At 59.2% G+C, this 15,552-nt stretch carries 20 protein-coding genes; 12 read left to right on the top strand and 8 right to left on the bottom strand.

Going from position 1 to position 15,552, the window contains the following annotated elements:
* Positions 1 to 6: 6 nt before the first annotated feature.
* On the bottom strand, positions 7 to 801 hold the full coding sequence (locus tag ACTJJ7_RS26265) for a L,D-transpeptidase (RefSeq protein ID WP_440969316.1): 795 nt from the start codon (positions 799 to 801) through the stop codon (positions 7 to 9).
* 195 nt (positions 802 to 996) lie between these two features.
* Between ACTJJ7_RS26265 and ACTJJ7_RS26260 the strand changes: the two genes are divergently transcribed.
* The 6 genes from ACTJJ7_RS26260 to msrA all read left to right on the top strand — a co-directional run bounded on the left by ACTJJ7_RS26260 (position 997) and on the right by msrA (position 6,441).
* Positions 997 to 1,644 carry a DNA-3-methyladenine glycosylase I gene (locus ACTJJ7_RS26260; protein WP_440969315.1) on the top strand — a complete coding sequence of 216 codons (648 nt, stop codon included), beginning with the start codon at positions 997 to 999 and terminating at the stop codon, positions 1,642 to 1,644.
* A gap of 134 nt (positions 1,645 to 1,778) precedes the next feature.
* A complete protein-coding gene (gene hisS, locus ACTJJ7_RS26255; protein WP_440969314.1) occupies positions 1,779 to 3,293 on the top strand; it encodes a histidine--tRNA ligase in 1,515 nt (504 codons plus the stop codon).
* A 6-nt stretch (positions 3,294 to 3,299) separates the two neighbouring features.
* Complete coding sequence (locus ACTJJ7_RS26250; protein ID WP_440969313.1) at positions 3,300 to 4,430, top strand: ATP phosphoribosyltransferase regulatory subunit; 1,131 nt, start codon at positions 3,300 to 3,302, stop codon at positions 4,428 to 4,430.
* On the top strand, positions 4,427 to 5,125 hold the full coding sequence (gene hisG, locus ACTJJ7_RS26245) for an ATP phosphoribosyltransferase (protein ID WP_440969312.1): 699 nt from the start codon (positions 4,427 to 4,429) through the stop codon (positions 5,123 to 5,125). The genes ACTJJ7_RS26250 and hisG overlap by 4 nt, the downstream gene beginning before the upstream one ends.
* Before the next feature lie 112 nt (positions 5,126 to 5,237).
* Positions 5,238 to 5,732, top strand: a complete 495-nt coding sequence (gene msrB, locus ACTJJ7_RS26240) for a peptide-methionine (R)-S-oxide reductase MsrB (protein WP_440969311.1) — start codon at positions 5,238 to 5,240, stop codon at positions 5,730 to 5,732.
* A gap of 22 nt (positions 5,733 to 5,754) precedes the next feature.
* Entirely contained in the window at positions 5,755 to 6,441 is a 687-nt protein-coding gene (gene msrA / locus ACTJJ7_RS26235) for a peptide-methionine (S)-S-oxide reductase MsrA (protein WP_440969310.1), read from the top strand.
* 64 nt (positions 6,442 to 6,505) lie between these two features.
* On the opposite strand, the gene ACTJJ7_RS26230 is transcribed toward msrA, so the two are convergent.
* Positions 6,506 to 6,913: a DoxX family protein gene (locus tag ACTJJ7_RS26230; protein ID WP_105736276.1), complete on the bottom strand. Its 408-nt coding sequence runs from the start codon at positions 6,911 to 6,913 to the stop codon at positions 6,506 to 6,508.
* Positions 6,914 to 7,021: 108 nt separating this feature from the next.
* Positions 7,022 to 8,413 (bottom strand): class II fumarate hydratase, encoded by a 1,392-nt coding sequence (fumC, locus tag ACTJJ7_RS26225; protein ID WP_105736274.1) that lies wholly within the window; start codon positions 8,411 to 8,413, stop codon positions 7,022 to 7,024.
* A gap of 159 nt (positions 8,414 to 8,572) precedes the next feature.
* Between fumC and ACTJJ7_RS26220 the strand changes: the two genes are divergently transcribed.
* The 3 genes from ACTJJ7_RS26220 (at position 8,573) to ACTJJ7_RS26210 (ending at position 10,190) form a co-directional block, all read left to right on the top strand.
* Positions 8,573 to 9,349, top strand: coding sequence for a helix-turn-helix domain-containing protein (locus ACTJJ7_RS26220; protein ID WP_440969309.1), 777 nt, complete (start codon positions 8,573 to 8,575; stop codon positions 9,347 to 9,349).
* Between the two features lie 69 nt (positions 9,350 to 9,418).
* Positions 9,419 to 9,826 (top strand): SRPBCC family protein, encoded by a 408-nt coding sequence (locus ACTJJ7_RS26215; protein ID WP_105736270.1) that lies wholly within the window; start codon positions 9,419 to 9,421, stop codon positions 9,824 to 9,826.
* 10 nt (positions 9,827 to 9,836) lie between these two features.
* Positions 9,837 to 10,190, top strand: coding sequence for a VOC family protein (locus ACTJJ7_RS26210; RefSeq protein ID WP_105736738.1), 354 nt, complete (start codon positions 9,837 to 9,839; stop codon positions 10,188 to 10,190).
* Positions 10,191 to 10,201: 11 nt separating this feature from the next.
* On the opposite strand, the gene ACTJJ7_RS26205 is transcribed toward ACTJJ7_RS26210, so the two are convergent.
* Complete coding sequence (locus tag ACTJJ7_RS26205) at positions 10,202 to 10,882, bottom strand: glutathione S-transferase family protein (protein WP_105736268.1); 681 nt, start codon at positions 10,880 to 10,882, stop codon at positions 10,202 to 10,204.
* Between the two features lie 69 nt (positions 10,883 to 10,951).
* Positions 10,952 to 11,512, bottom strand: a complete 561-nt coding sequence (locus tag ACTJJ7_RS26200) for an NADPH-dependent FMN reductase (RefSeq protein ID WP_105736266.1) — start codon at positions 11,510 to 11,512, stop codon at positions 10,952 to 10,954.
* Positions 11,513 to 11,603: 91 nt separating this feature from the next.
* Here ACTJJ7_RS26200 and ACTJJ7_RS26195 point away from each other — a divergent pair, with 91 nt between their 5' ends.
* From ACTJJ7_RS26195 to ACTJJ7_RS26185, 3 genes are all read left to right on the top strand, one after another.
* A complete protein-coding gene (locus ACTJJ7_RS26195; RefSeq protein WP_105736264.1) occupies positions 11,604 to 12,011 on the top strand; it encodes a winged helix-turn-helix transcriptional regulator in 408 nt (135 codons plus the stop codon).
* A 74-nt stretch (positions 12,012 to 12,085) separates the two neighbouring features.
* Complete coding sequence (locus ACTJJ7_RS26190; RefSeq protein WP_130268749.1) at positions 12,086 to 12,340, top strand: AbrB/MazE/SpoVT family DNA-binding domain-containing protein; 255 nt, start codon at positions 12,086 to 12,088, stop codon at positions 12,338 to 12,340.
* The gene (locus ACTJJ7_RS26185) at positions 12,337 to 12,738 is read left to right on the top strand and encodes a type II toxin-antitoxin system VapC family toxin (RefSeq protein WP_440969308.1); all 402 of its coding nucleotides are present in this window, start codon (positions 12,337 to 12,339) and stop codon (positions 12,736 to 12,738) included. The genes ACTJJ7_RS26190 and ACTJJ7_RS26185 overlap by 4 nt, the downstream gene beginning before the upstream one ends.
* Before the next feature lie 122 nt (positions 12,739 to 12,860).
* Here ACTJJ7_RS26185 and groL read toward each other — a convergent pair whose 3' ends face one another.
* From groL to ACTJJ7_RS26170, 3 genes are all read right to left on the bottom strand, one after another.
* Positions 12,861 to 14,507: a chaperonin GroEL gene (groL, locus tag ACTJJ7_RS26180; RefSeq protein WP_105736257.1), complete on the bottom strand. Its 1,647-nt coding sequence runs from the start codon at positions 14,505 to 14,507 to the stop codon at positions 12,861 to 12,863.
* A 65-nt stretch (positions 14,508 to 14,572) separates the two neighbouring features.
* Positions 14,573 to 14,869: a co-chaperone GroES gene (gene groES / locus ACTJJ7_RS26175; RefSeq protein WP_105736255.1), complete on the bottom strand. Its 297-nt coding sequence runs from the start codon at positions 14,867 to 14,869 to the stop codon at positions 14,573 to 14,575.
* A 241-nt stretch (positions 14,870 to 15,110) separates the two neighbouring features.
* Positions 15,111 to 15,485, bottom strand: coding sequence for a winged helix-turn-helix transcriptional regulator (locus ACTJJ7_RS26170; RefSeq protein ID WP_130268751.1), 375 nt, complete (start codon positions 15,483 to 15,485; stop codon positions 15,111 to 15,113).
* Positions 15,486 to 15,552: the final 67 nt, after the last annotated feature.

The following is a 15,552-nucleotide window of genomic DNA, read 5'->3' as shown; positions in this document are numbered from 1 at the left end:
TAACTCTCACATCACAACGACTTTCGTGCCGACTTTGACGCGTTCGTAGAGATCCGTGACATCTTCATTGCGCATGCGGATACATCCGCTGGAGACGGCCTGACCGATTGTCCAGGGTGCGTTGGTGCCGTGAATACGGTACAATGTATCGCCGAGATAGAGTGCGCGGGCGCCGAGCGGATTGGCCGGGCCGCCTTCCATGTGAACCGGGAGAATCCGGCCCTTTTCTTTCTCGCGCTCGATCATCGACGCGGGCGGGCGCCAGTCGGGCCATTCCGCCTTGCGGGTGATGTTGTTGGTGCCGTTCCAGCCGAACCCCTCCTTGCCGACGCCAACACCGTAGCGGCGCGCCTGGCCGTCGGCTTCGACGAGAAAGAGGAAACGCTGGGAGGTGTCGATGACGATGGTGCCGGGCGCCTGCGGGCCGCTATAGGCAACGGTCTGCGGCAGGAATTTCGGGTCCATGGCGCGCTTTTTGGGCTGCGCTTCGGCGGCAGGTTCGGCCGGGCGGCGGAATGACACTTCGCGCACGGCGGGGTTGGCCGCCTCTTCGGTCCGGGCCGGACGGCGCGCCTCGCGGCGATGCATGCTTGTTCCGCGCGCCGGCGGGTCGCTCAGGATAACCCGGTCACGAATATTCGCCGAGGTGCCGACGGGGCGCTCCCGCAGTTGCATCACCCAGGGCGCGGACAGATCGGGGCTCATGACCACCGGCGGCCGCGTGGCATAGCGCTCGCTGGCATTGGCGTGGAAGGCAAAGACGGTCAGGCAGGAGGTGGCAAGCAGCAACGCGGTCTTCATCGGACAATTCTCTTGGCAATCAACGCTCCTGACAGGATTTGTCAGGTTTCGGATTGAGTTTGCCCGCGCGGCGGTAGAAAAAAGTGAACGAGGATCAATAAAAAGCGATTCTTTCCGGAAACTATTTGTTGTGGTTACCGGATGGTTTCGGCGACTGGTTAATGCCAGGTGAACATGTTCCGGAAGGACAGGCAGATGACGGAAGAAGCGCGGGTAAAGACGGGTCTGATGACGGGCGAAGACGGCGAGACCAGATGTTCCTGGCCCGGCGCGCTGCCGGAATATATCCATTACCACGATCACGAGTGGGGACGGCCCGTGACGGACGACCGCCGCCTGTTTGAAAAGATATGCCTGGAAGGCTTTCAATCCGGCCTGTCGTGGCTGACCATCCTGCGCAAGCGCGAGAATTTCCGCGAGGCGTTCGACGGTTTCGATTTCGAACGCATCGCCCGCTATGGCGAGAAGGATATCGAGCGGCTGCTGGCCAATGCCGGGATCATCCGTCATCGCGGCAAGATCACCTCAACCATCAACAATGCCAGGCGTGTCCTTGAACTCCTCGAGGAGAAAGGTTCGCTTGCCGCCTATTTCTGGAGTTTTGAACCACCGGTTGAAGAGCGCCCCAGCATTGTCGACTACGGCACGCTGATGGCCAATCCGACGACACCGGCATCGGTGCGTCTTTCCAAGGATTTGAAAAAACGCGGTTTCAGCTTTGTCGGCCCGACCACCATGTATGCGCATATGCAGGCCATGGGTCTGGTGAACGACCATGTGGAAGGTTGCAAATGCCGGGCGGAGATCGAAAAAATCCGCGCGAACTTCAAGCGGCCTGTCTGATCCACCTGTAGTAAACTGAAAACGGCCTGCGAACCCGCTTTGCTGCGGCAATTGCGAGCCGGTAATTCCTTGCCCTCCATGCCCTGATCGGTTAGAGCAAACTCCAATTCACTTCAGGGTATCGGATCAAAATCATGACAACGAAGGCAGACAGGTTGAAGGCGCGGCTGCCGCGCGGTTTTGTGGATCGGGTTCCCGATGATCTGCGTGCAGCCGAAACGATGATGGCTGATATCCGCAAGGTCTATGACCTCTACGGTTTCGAGCCGGTGGAAACGCCGCTCATCGAATACACCGATGCGCTGGGCAAGTTCCTGCCCGACCAGGACCGGCCGAACGAGGGCGTGTTCTCCTTCCAGGACGATGACGAGCAGTGGCTGTCGCTGCGCTACGATCTGACCGCGCCGCTAGCGCGTTACGTAGCGGAGAATTTCGAGAGCCTGCCAAAGCCCTATCGCAGCTACCGCGCGGGCTGGGTGTTCCGTAACGAAAAGCCGGGTCCCGGCCGTTTCCGCCAGTTCATGCAGTTCGATGCCGATACGGTCGGCGCGCCCTCCGTCTCGGCGGATGCGGAAATGTGCATGATGATGGCCGATGTGATGGAAGCTGTCGGCATCAAGCGCGGCGACTATGTCATCCGCGTCAACAACCGCAAGGTGCTCGACGGTGTGCTGGAGTCCATCGGCCTCGGCGGCGATGACAAGATGGGCCAGCGTCTGGTCGTCCTGCGCGCCATCGACAAGCTCGACAAGTTCGGCGCCGACGGTGTGCGTTTGCTGCTTGGCAAGGGCCGTCTTGACGAAAGCGGCGACTTCACCAAGGGCGCGGGCCTCGACGAGGCGGCGATCACCAAGGTGCTGGCATTTACCTCCGCTGGCGGTGCCAATGGCAGCGAAACCATTGCCAATCTGGAAGCCGTTGTCGCCGGCAACGACAAGGGTGTCGAAGGCGTTGCCGAACTCGCCACCATCGAGGCCCTGTCGTCGGCTGCCGGTTATGGCGCACGCATTCGCATTGACCCGTCCGTGGTGCGCGGTCTCGAATATTATACCGGTCCGGTGTTCGAAGCCGAACTGACCTTCGACGTGACCAACGAGAAGGGCGAAAAGGTCGTTTTCGGTTCCGTCGGCGGCGGCGGCCGTTATGATGGTCTGGTGTCGCGTTTCCGCGGCGAACCCACGCCGGCAACGGGCTTTTCCATCGGCGTGTCACGCCTGATGACGGCCCTGAAGAACCTCGGCAAGCTCGACACGTCGGATAATGTCGGGCCGGTCGTCGTGCTGGTCATGGACCGCGACACGGCAAGTCTCGGCCGCTACCAGAAGATGGTTTCGGACCTCAGACAGGCGGGCATTCGCGCCGAAATGTATCTTGGCGGTTCCGGTATGAAGCCGCAGATGAAATATGCCGACCGGCGCGGCGCACCCTGTGTGATCATTCAGGGTTCGCAGGAACGCGACAATGGTGAAGTGCAGATCAAGGACCTGATCGAAGGGGCGCGTCTTTCGGCCGAGATCGAGGACAATACCGTGTGGCGCGAAGGCCGTCAGGCACAGATCACTGCCAGGGAAAGCGATCTCGTGGCGGAAGTGCGCAAGATTCTCGAAGCCCAGGCTGAGGATCGTGCCAACGCCGCGAAGGCAGGCTGATCTGATATGACCGGTTCCCGTGCTCCTGTCTTTGCCAGTGATCTCGCCGCGCTGATTTCAGCGCGGGATGCGGAGCTTGTGGATATTCCGGTCATTCAACCAGCTGACCAGTTTCTCGATATGGCGGGCGAAGACTTGCGCCGCCGGATTTTCCTCACCGAGAACGAGAATGGCCAGAGCCTGTGCCTGCGCCCGGAATTTACCATACCGGTCTGCCGCAACCACATCGAGCTGAATGCCGCCACACCCAAGCGCTATGGCTATCTCGGCGAAGTCTTCCGCCAGCGGCGTGAGGGCGGCAACGAGTTCTTTCAGGCTGGGGTTGAGGATCTGGGCGATGCCAACCGCGCCCGCGCCGATGCCCGGTCGCTGGCAGACGCCATTGCCTCCATCCGTCTCGTCGCGCCGAAGACCGAGCTTGAAACGCTGCTCGGCGATCAGGCGATTTTCGAAGCGGTTCTGGCGGCACTCGGCCTGCCGCGCGGCTGGCAGAAAAAGCTGGCGCGCGCCTTTGGCAATCCGGGTCAGCTGAAGAGCCTGCTCGCCGATCTCTCGTCCAGCCAGAAGAACGGTTCTCTACCCGACCATCTCACTGCGCTGGTTGCAGACGGCGACGAGACCGGACTTGCCGCCGCGCTGGAGCAGGACATGCAGGTGGCGGGTCTGTCGCCCGGTGCCGGGCGCAGCCCGCAGGAGATTGCGCGCCGCCTGATCGAGAAGGCCAATCTGGCCTCGGTCAAGCTGCCGGCGCAGGCCTTTGCCGCGCTCGAAACTTTTCTTGCCATACGCGTGCCGTTGCAGGCTGCGTCGTCCCATCTGCGCACGTTCTCGCGTGCCAATGAATTTGACCTCGGTCCTGCTCTCGACCAGTTCGAAGCCCGGGTTGTTGCCGTGCGCGAAGCGGGGATCGAGCAGGAAAATATCGTCTACGACGCTGCCTTTGGCCGCCCGCTCGATTATTACACCGGCCTTGTCTACGAAACCCGCGCACTGAACAGGCCCGACCTCGGCGCCATTGTCGGCGGCGGGCGCTATGACCGGCTTTTGACCATGCTCGGCGCCGTCGATTCCATTCCCGGCGTCGGTTTTTCGATCTGGCTCGACCGGCTGGAGAAAATTGCCGGAGAGGCGCAATGACCATCACGCTCGCGCTTCCCTCCAAAGGCCGCCTCAAGGAACAGGCGCTGGACGTGCTTGAAAAGGCCGGACTGAAGGTCATCCTGCCGAAAGATCAGCGCAATTATCGTGCGCAGGTTGAGGGCGACAGCAGGATCGACATCCTGTTTCTGTCGGCCTCGGAGATTGCCCGCGAGCTTGGCTATGGCAGCGTTGATCTCGGTGTGACAGGCGAGGACCTCATCCGCGAGAGCCTGTCCTCCGCCGACGAGCGCGTGCAGATCGAAGCGCGGCTGGGGTTCGGCCATGCGGATGTGGTCGTGGCCGTGCCGGAAGTCTGGTACGACGTATCCACGATGGCTGACCTTGACGATGTGGCTGCCGAGTACCGCCAGCGCCACGGCAGGCGTTTGCGGATCGCCACCAAATACTGGCGCCTGACCCAGCAGTTTTTCTCGCAGATGCACGGTATCCAGGTCTACCGCATCGTTGAAAGCCTTGGCGCCACCGAGGGCGCGCCCGCATCCGGCTCCGCCGATATTATCGTTGATATCACCTCGACCGGTTCGACCCTGCAGGCCAATCATCTGAAAGTGCTGGAAGACGGCATCATCCTCAAATCGGAGGCGTGCCTGGTTTCCTCGCGCCGCAGTGCCGATCCAGCGGCCGTTGCGGCCCTGGCGCAGCGCATACAGGCGGCGATAGCGCACGGCTAAGCATCAACTATCCGTGATATTGCGCGGGCCCTGTAACTTTTGTTGCCTCCCATACGTATTCCCCTGCAGATGACTGGTATGTTTCGGTCATCCTGTTCAGGGAGACTTTGTCATGATGACACGCCGATCGCTTTTTGGCGGTGCTGTTCTGGGACTTGGAGCGCTGCTTGCCGCACGCTTTTCCACCCAGCCCAAGGCCTATGCAGCCGGCACGTTTGAGGTCGAGCACACGGATGCCGAATGGAAGAAGCTGCTCACGTCGGACCAGTATGACGTGCTGCGCCGGGAAGGCACGGAGCGTCCGTTCTCAAGCCCGCTCAACCACGAAAAGCGCAAGGGGACCTTTGCCTGCGCCGGGTGTGATCTGCCGCTCTTCGATTCCGATACAAAATTTGACAGCGGCACCGGCTGGCCGAGTTTCTGGGCGCCGATCAAGGGAGCCGTGACGGAAGTGTCGGACAGTTCATTCGGCATGACACGCACCGCCGTCAATTGTCACCGCTGCGGCGGCCATCTCGGCCATGTCTTTGACGACGGGCCGCAGCCGACCGGTCTGCGTTATTGCATGAACGGCGTTGCCCTTACCTTCAAACAAGCTGCCGCCTGATATCCGGGAAAGGATCATCGATATGAAATTGCGTCAAATTCTGCTCGCCTCCTGCCTCATCTTTACGCCGGCCACCGCCTTTGCCGAAAGCATCACCATGGTGCCGCCACCCGCTATCGACCAGACGGCAACCGCAAAGACGGAAACGATCGTTCTCGCCGGCGGCTGCTTCTGGGGCGTGCAGGGTGTCTACCAGCACTTGAAGGGCGTCACCAATGCCGTATCCGGCTATTCCGGCGGCAAGAAGGAAACCGCGAGCTATGAGACAGTCAGTTCCGGCAACACGGGCCACGCGGAATCCGTCGAGGTGACGTTCGATCCCAAGGTGGTCAGCCTCGGCAAGATCCTGCAGGTCTATTTCTCCGTGGTGCACAATCCGACCGAACTGAACCGGCAGGGGCCGGATTCGGGAACACAGTACCGCTCGGCGATTTTCACCACCAATGAGGATCAGGCGAAGATTGCCCAGGCCTATATCGCCCAATTGGACAAGGCAAAGGCCTATTCGGGACCGATCGTCACCAAGATTTCCGCGCTGGATACATTCTATCCCGCGGAGGGCTATCATCAGGATTATGCAACGCTGCATCCGTCGCAGCCCTATATCGCCTATTACGATCTGCCCAAGATCGAGGGCCTCAGCAAGTTCTTCCCGCAGGATTACCGGGACAAACCGGTTCTGGTGAGCGAAGCCAAGGCTTCAAACTGACGGGAAAACCGGACAATAAAAAAGGCCGCTGCGAGCGGCCTTTTTCATGGAACCTCGATTGATTTCAGCGAAGCTTGGCATCGACCGAAAGCGAGCCTGCACCATGCTGGGCCAAAACGAAGAAACCGCCGGCAATAGCAAGGTTCTTGAAGAACTGGATGCTTTCGAACGGTGCCCAGTGACCGACATAGGCGGCGCCGAGCGTGAAGAGGCCGAGAAGAATGGCGGCATAGCGTGTCTGGAAGCCGAAGAGAACGGCAAGGCCGCCCACGAGTTCGACGAGACCGACGATAACAGCTGTTACCGTTGGCAGCGGCAGGCTCTTGGCTGCAAAATATTCAGCCGTACCGGCCAGGTTGGTCAGCTTGCCATATCCCGCCGGGATGAACAAAAGGGTCAGCAGAATGCGGCTGATCAGCGTGACGATGGCATTGCTGGACGTTGTTGAGTTGGCAAGTGCGTTGTCTGACATGGGATCGTTCTCCAGAGTTTGTCGTGACAACCGAATATCTAAATTCGATTGTCAAACAAAGCCACTATTTTCTCGACGCATTGTTCACAACGAAATGATTTTCTCTTCTCATTCCGGTGCGATCATGCGTTCCGGGCGAACGAGGCGGTCATAATCCTCGGCCGAAACGTGGCCGCTGGCCAGTGCTTCCTCGCGCAGGGTCGTGCCATTCTTGTGGGCGGTCTTGGCGATTTTGGCGGCATTGTCATAGCCGATGGCGGGCGCAAGCGCCGTCACCAGCATCAGGGAACGCTCGAGCAGGTCCTTGATGCGCACTTCATCCGCTTCGATGCCTTCGACGCAATTGTCGGCGAAGGACACCATCGAATCCGCAAGCAGACGGATCGACTGCAGGACGTTGAGGGCAATAACCGGCTTGAAGACATTGAGTTCGAAATGGCCCTGGCTGGCTGCAACCGTGACGGTCGTCTGGTTGCCGAATACCTGTGCGGCCACCATCGTCAGCGCTTCGGCCTGCGTGGGGTTGACCTTGCCCGGCATGATCGATGAGCCCGGTTCGTTTTCCGGCAGCTTCAGTTCGCCCAGGCCGGAGCGGGGGCCCGAACCCAAAAAGCGGATGTCGTTGCCAATCTTGAAAAGATCGGTGGCAAGCGCATTCAGGCTGCCATGGAAGTTGGCGAGCGCGCCATGGCTGGCAAGCGCTTCGAACTTGTTGGGTGCCGTCCTGAAGCTGAGGCCGGTGATATCCGACACGGCTTCGGCAAAACCGGTATCGAAACCAACGGGGGCATTCAGGCCGGTGCCGACGGCCGTGCCGCCCTGCGCCAGCAGGAACACATCGGCAAGGCTCTGTTCGATGCGCTTGCGGGCATATTCCAACGCGGCGCGATAGCCGGAGAATTCCTGGCCGAGCGTGACCGGTGTCGCGTCCTGGGTATGTGTGCGGCCGATCTTGATGATATCGGCAAAGGCCTTTTCCTTCTTCGCCAGGGCGGCGGTGAGATGGTCAAGGGCAGGATAGAGCCGCTTGGTCGCCTCGACGGCGGTGGCGATATGGATGGCGGTCGGGAACGTGTCGTTCGACGACTGGCTCATATTGACGTGGTCGTTCGGATGAACCGGCTTCTTCGAGCCCTTTTCCCCGCCAAGCATCTCGATGGCGCGGTTGGAAATGACCTCATTGGCATTCATGTTCGACTGGGTGCCGGAACCGGTCTGCCAGACGACGAGCGGAAAATGATCGTCCAGCTTGCCTTCGATGACTTCTTCCGCTGCGACGGTGATGGCGCGGCCGGTCACCTCGTCGAGCTTGCCGAGCGCCATGTTGGTCTCGGCGGCAGCGCGCTTGACGATGCCGAGGGCGCGGACGAGCGGGATCGGCATTCTTTCGCCGCCGATCTTGAAATTATGCAGCGAGCGCTCGGTTTGCGCGCCCCAGTATTTGTCCGCGGCGACTTCGATGGGACCAAACGTATCTGTTTCGGTGCGGGTATTGCTCATCGTGCTTTCTATCCTGTTGGAAGTTGCCGGAAGAACTACTGCTAACCTCCGCGCGAGGCAAGGTTTGCCAGGAGAATGTTGTTCTGGAAATCGTTCGGCAATGGGATAAAATCGATTATACGGCGTTCTGCGCAAACGAAAATTTCAGCGGGGTTCCCCATGAATTCACACCAGGAGACGCCTGTTCTTGCCAATTGCTCGGGGCAGTATCGTGAGTCGGTGCCCCAGGCGGCGCTCAAGCCGCATTTTCTCTGCGTCTGGAGCCATGTGAGCCCACATGCCGGGGGAAAGCCGGTGACGGTTGTTCCCGATGGCTGCGTCGATATTCTGTGGTCGCAAGGCCGTTTGAGCGTGGCCGGGCCCGACGTCGCACCCCATGTGGTTGATCCGGGTATTACGAGCGTCGTCGGCTTGCGCTTCGCGCCGGGCGCCGCCGCAAAATGGCTTGGCCTGCCCATGTCCGAACTCGTCGGCTTGCGCGTTGATCTCAGTGAATTGTGGGGCGCAAAGGCTGCCGCGCTTGTGGACACCCTGAGCCCGGCACAATCCGAAGCGGATGCCATGCGGCGGCTGGAAGCGGGCATCGCCGCAATGGCGGGCGCGATTGACCGGCCTGATGCGGTTATGGCCCATACCTTCTCGGTGCTTGGCCGGGTGGGCGAGGGGTCGCATGTCTCCCGGCTTGCCAGCCATCTCGACATGAGTGCGCGCACGTTGCGGCGGCACTGCCGGACCCATTTCGGCTATGGTCCAAAGACACTCGAACGCATCCTGCGCTTTCAGCATTTCCTCCATCTGGCGCAATGTACACCGGAAAGCAGCCTTGGCATGCTGGCATTTGAGGCGGATTATGCCGATCAGGCGCATCTGAGCCGGGAGGTAAAAGCGCTGGCGGGCATTTCGCCCGGCGACGTCGTGCAGCAGATGGCCGCCTGATTGGCCGTTTTGTTCAAGACAGGGCCGGGGGATCAACGATAGGTAACATGCAAATGGGGAGGACAGGCCGTGGTGACGCGTGACTCGCGAACTCTACAGGTTTCCATCGAACGGGATTGGCGCGCGGTTTATGACTTCGCGTCCGATCCGGAGAATGTGCCGAAATGGGCATCCGGACTGGCATCCGGTTTGCAGAAACTCGGCGACGAATGGCTTGCGGACGGGCCGGCCGGGAAACTACGCATCCGCTTCGCCCCGTTGAATGCCTATGGGGTGCTGGATCATTGGGTCGTGACGGAGACCGGCGAGGAGGTCTATGTGCCGCTGCGCGTGATCCCGAACAATGATGGCTGCGAGGTCAGTTTCACGCTGTTCCGCATGCCTGAGATGAGCGACGGGAAGTTTGCCGAAGACGCCGCCTGGGTTTTGAGAGATTTGACGGCATTGAAAGCCGTTTTGGAAACACCACAGACATGAAGGACAGATGATGGCTCCATCGGGCAAGGACAAACGGATCGACTATATCGAATTCAACGTCAGTGATATCGGCCGCATGCGGGCCTTCTATGGCGCGGCGTTCGGCTGGACTTTCAAGGATTACGGGCCGGAATATTGCGAATTTTCCGACGGCAATCTCACCGGCGGCTTTGCTGCAGGCGGTGATGCGCGGACCGGCGGGCCGCTGGTCATTCTCTTCGCCGATGACCTTGCCGGTGCTCAGAAGCGCGTCGAAACAGCCGGCGGAAAAATCGTCAAGCCCATTTTCGATTTCCCGGGCGGCCGGCGCTTTCACTTCGCCGACCCGGATGGCTACGAGCTTGCGGTCTGGTCAGACCAATAGCCGGGACACGCTCAGGCGGCCAGCTTCAGCATGTGCGCATCGTAGCGCTCCATGAACTGGCGCAGCAGCTGCGGATATTCCGGCGTGACCGCAGCCTTGACGCTCGCCCGCTCCGACAGGGCGCGGCGCCACGCACGCACGTTCGGGTAAGCGGCAAACACGCCGTGATCGCCGAGTGCATCGAACGTATCGAAGTAGCGGAAAACCGGAGCAAACACCGCATCGACAAGGCTGAATTTTGCTCCGGCAAAGAACGGCCCGTCGCCGAGAACCTCTTCGAGGCGGGCAAACTTGGCTTTCAGTGTCGCGAGCTTGTCGTTGAACAGCGCTGCGTCTTTGGTGGTTTCCAGTGACCAGATATCCGAAAGGATGGTCGAGCCGAATTCCATCCAGCCGCGATGGCGGGCCCGGTCGAGGGCATTGTCGGGATGCAGGCGCGGTTCACCCTCGGTCTCTTCGATATATTCGGCAATGACCGAGCTTTCAAACAGGATGGCCTCGCTGCCGTCGTCCTGTTCCACCTTGAGGAGCGGGACCTTGCCCAGCGGCGATATCTTGAGGAACCAGTCCGGCTTGGCATTGAGATCGATATAGATCTTGTCGAAGGGCACGCCTTTTTCCGCCAGTGCAATCGCCGCGCGCTGCACGTAGGGGCAAAGGAGATGGCTGATGAGGGTAAGCTTCTTGGTCATGGCGGGTCTCCCTGTTCGGTATGGCTGAAAAGCAAAAGGGCGGCCGTTGGAATGGCCGCCCTTTAGAATTTATGCGGAGCGGGCTGCCTTCAGCGCCTGTCCCCACCAGACAAGCTGGTCGAGCTGATTGGTGGCTGCTTCATTCAGGTGGGCATAGTCGCCAAGCGTCTTTTCGCCTTTGACCACGCTCAGATATTCCGGGAAGGAGATGTGGATGCCGGTTTTGACCGATGCCGCGCTCATCTCGACGAAAATCAGGCGAAGGTGCTCGACGGCACGCGCGCCGCCGACGCCGCCATAGCCGACGAAACCGACCGGCTTGTGGATGAAATCGCCAAGATCGATCGCGTTTTTCAGCACGCCCGTCGGCGCATGGTTGTATTCGGCGACCGTAACCACATAGGCATCGAATTCGCGCAGTTTCTTCTTCCAGCGTTCCGCTGTCTCGCTCTGTTCCGTGGTTGCGCGCTCTTCGCCGAAGAACGCCATCGGATAGTCGATGAGATCAAGGATTTCGACCTCGACATCGGCGCGTTTGCCTGCAATCTCGGCGATCCATTTTGCCGGGAACTCGGCAAAGCGGCCAATGCGCGTGCTGCCAACGATGATGCCGATCTTCAGTTTCGTCATATTCAGAATTCCTCAGGTTTTCGCTATGGTAACTATTGGTTACTGGCGCTATATAAGTGACTGTTGAAAATACCCGCAAGGAGGCACTTTTTTGAAACCGAAGCACTTCCAAGTAACCTCTGCCTGCACGGCGGTGAATCACATTCTGGCCCGCGTCGGTGACAAATGGACCGTTCTGGTTATCAACTATCTGGGCAATGGTTCAATGCGCTTTAACGAGCTGAGACGAACCATCAACGGAATTTCACAAAAGATGCTCACCAGCACCCTGCGCGGGCTTGAGCGCGACGGCTTCGTCACCCGGACCGTCTATCCGACCATTCCGCCGCGCGTGGACTACGCGCTGACCGATCTTGGCCGCGAGCTGCTGGTGCCGGTTCGCGGGCTGGCGGATTTCGCTATCCAGAATGAGCAACGTATCGCCAATGCGCGGGCACGGTTCGACAACGCTACCGGCGTGGCTGACATTGCCGCCTCGTTTGCCGAAGCTGCGGAGTAGCGCGTTCGCCATGCACTCTTGAAAGTAAGGTAAAAATGCCTTACTTTGCTGCGGATTGAACAGGCGGCGATGTGATGAGCATACTGACAGTGACGGCCAAGGGCCAGGTTACCCTTCGAAAAGAAGTACTTCAGCATCTGGGCGTGCAGCCCGGCGACAAAATCGTGACTGAGCTTCTGCCCAACGGCAAGGTTGAAGTTCATGCCGCCAAGCGGTCTGGTTCGATAGAGAATTTTATCGGGCTTCTAAGCCGCCCGGATCAAAAACCGCTCAGCGTCGAAGAGATGAATGAGATCATTGCGGACGGATGGGCGGGTCTCAAAAAATGAAAGCCGCGCTTGATACCAATGTTCTCCTCAGAGCGGTTGTTCAAGACGATCCGGTCCAGTCCGCCACCGCGGCCAATCTCCTCAGAGAGGTTGAATTGGTGGCTGTCAGTACGACGTCCCTGTGCGAATTCTGTTGGGTGCTCGCCAGGGGCTATAAGTTTGATCGAAGCGATATTGCGCCGGCCGTGCGTGCTTTGACCGAAAGCGAAAATGTGGTCTCCGCCAAAGCCGCCGTCGAGGCCGGCCTTGCCGTGCTCGACGCGGGCGGTGACTTTGCCGATGGCGTGATCGCCTTCGACGGGCAACGATTGGGCGGTGAAGTGTTCGTCACTTTCGATAAAATTGCGGCCAATATCATTGAAGCAAGTGGTGTACCGGTAAAGCTCTTGTCGGTTTAACAGGCCATAACCGGGCGATCTCTCCCCGATCGACACGCCTTGATCGAACATTGCTTAAAACACGGACAGCAAAAAAGGCGGGCAAAAGCCCGCCTTTTCCGTATGCGATTGGCGTGGACTGATTAGAAGTCCATGCCGCCCATGCCGCCCATTCCGCCGCCTGGCATCTGGGGAGCGCCGCCGTTGTCCTTCTTCGGAGCTTCGGCGATCATGGCTTCAGTCGTAACGAGAAGACCGGCAACCGATGCTGCGTCCTGCAGAGCCGTACGAACAACCTTGACCGGGTCGACGATGCCCATGACGATCAGATCGCCATATTCACCATTGGCCGCATTGTAGCCGTAGGTTTCCTTCTTGCTCTCAAGGATCTTGCCGACAACGATGGAAGCTTCGTCACCTGCGTTTGTTGCGATCTGGCGAGCCGGAGCCTGCAGAGCGCGACGAACGATGTTGATGCCAGCATCCTGGTCGGAGTTTGCACCCTTGAGTGTCAGGTTTGCCGAAGCGCGGAGCAGGGCAACACCACCGCCGGGAACGATGCCTTCTTCAACAGCAGCGCGTGTTGCGTTGAGGGCGTCGTCGACGCGGTCCTTCTTTTCCTTCACTTCAACTTCCGTTGCACCGCCAACGCGGATAACGGCAACACCGCCAGCGAGCTTGGCAAGACGTTCCTGCAGCTTCTCACGGTCGTAGTCGGATGTGGTTTCGTCGATCTGCTGCTTGATCTGGCCGACGCGGGCGTTGATTTCGCCCTTCTTGCCATGACCGTCAACGATCGTGGTGTTTTCCTTGGTGATCGACACCTTCTTGGCGCGGCCGAGCATGTCGAGCGTAACGCTTTCGAGCTTGATGCCGAGATCTTCGGAAATAACCTGACCACCGGTGAGGATTGCGATGTCTTCCAGCATGGCCTTGCGGCGATCGCCGAAGCCAGGAGCCTTGACGGCAGCAATCTTCAGGCCGCCGCGCAGCTTGTTGACGACGAGCGTTGCAAGAGCTTCGCCTTCGACGTCTTCGGAGATGATGACGAGCGGCTTGGAAGTCTGGACGACAGCTTCGAGAACCGGCAGGAGAGCCTGGAGGTTCGAGAGCTTCTTCTCGTGCAGAAGGATGTAGGCGTCTTCGAGGTCAGCAACCATCTTTTCAGGGTTGGTGACGAAGTATGGGCTGAGGTAGCCGCGGTCGAACTGCATGCCTTCGACGACTTCGAGTTCGGTGTCAGCGGTCTTGGCTTCTTCGACGGTGATAACACCCTCGTTGCCGACCTTCTGCATTGCCTTGGCAATCATTTCACCGATTTCGGTTTCGCCATTGGCAGAGATCGTGCCAACCTGCGCAACTTCTTCCGAAGTCTTGATCTTCTTGGCGCTCTTGCCGAGCTGCTTGACGACTTCTGCAACAGCAAGATCGATGCCGCGCTTCAGGTCCATCGGGTTCATGCCGGCAGCAACAGCCTTGCCGCCTTCCTGAACGATTGCCTGGGCCAGAACAGTCGCAGTCGTGGTGCCGTCACCGGCAATGTCGTTCGTCTTCGAAGCGACTTCACGCACCATCTGTGCGCCCATGTTTTCGAACTTGTCTTCCAGTTCGATTTCCTTGGCAACGGTTACGCCGTCCTTGGTAATGCGCGGAGCGCCGAAGGACTTGTCGATAACAACGTTACGGCCTTTCGGGCCGAGCGTTACCTTGACAGCGTCAGCAAGGATATTGACACCGCGCAGCATGCGCTCGCGCGCGTCGCGGCCGAATTTTACTTCTTTGGCAGCCATTTTATCTCTCCTGGGATTGAACCCGGTTTGATCGAAATTCGTTGGTTAAAGGGAAAACCGGCGGATTAGCCGAGGATGCCCAGAATGTCGGATTCTTTCATGATCAGCAGATCTTCGCCGCCGATCTTGACTTCCGTGCCCGACCACTTGCCGAACAGGACATGATCGCCTGCCTTGACATCGAGCGGGATGAGCTTGCCAGCTTCGTCGCGAGCGCCGGTACCGACGGAGACGATTTCGCCTTCCTGTGGCTTTTCCTTGGCAGTATCCGGAATGATGATGCCGCCTGCAGTCTTTGCTTCGGATTCGATCCGGCGTACGACGACGCGATCGTGAAGCGGGCGGAACTTGGTCTTGGCCATGGTTAGAACCCTTGATGTTGGTGTCAAAACGGTGAAACGGACGGGTGACCGCCCATGTTATTAGCACTCACCATCAGCGAGTGCTAACTGGGCTCGGAGATAGTGGGCAGCCATGGAAGAGTCAAGGGAGAGGTTTGCCGAATTTTCGGCGAATGACGGAAAGGCGATGCGCAACTGGGCGTCTTCAACCCTTTGCAAAATCATCCCATGCAATTGTGAACCAATGATGACGCGTCCGCGGCTATGCGGCCTGCGGCCGCACCGCTGCAGCCTTTGCCGCTTCGGAACGCAGGTGGGTGTCTCCCCAGAGTTTGAGGGCCGATATGATCGGCTCGAGGCTGCGGCCGTGCTCCGTCAGGGAGTATTCCACCTTCGGCGGAACCTGTGCATAGACCTTGCGGGTAATGAAGCCATCGGCCTCCAGCTCACGCAGCTGGTTGGTCAGCATGCGCTGGGTGACGCTGTTCAGGTGCCGGCGGATTTCGTTGAAGCGCAGGGTGCCGGACATCAGGTGGAAAAGGATCATGCCCTTCCATTTGCCGCCGATGAGATTGAGCGTTCCTTCCACGGGGCAACCCGGTGCGCAATCAAAATTCGTATGGCGGATGCGCGGCATCACGGTATCCTTTATGACACTATATGCAATTTATGTGCATTCTTGCACCAATCAAACATAGCGCGCA

The sequence above is a fragment of the Phyllobacterium sp. 22229 genome (assembly GCF_052056495.1).
In the GTDB taxonomy this organism is placed as follows: Bacteria; Pseudomonadota; Alphaproteobacteria; order Rhizobiales; family Rhizobiaceae; genus Phyllobacterium; species Phyllobacterium myrsinacearum.
The sequence above is the reverse complement of the archived record's forward strand: the minus strand, read 5'-3'. Positions and strand labels throughout refer to the sequence as shown.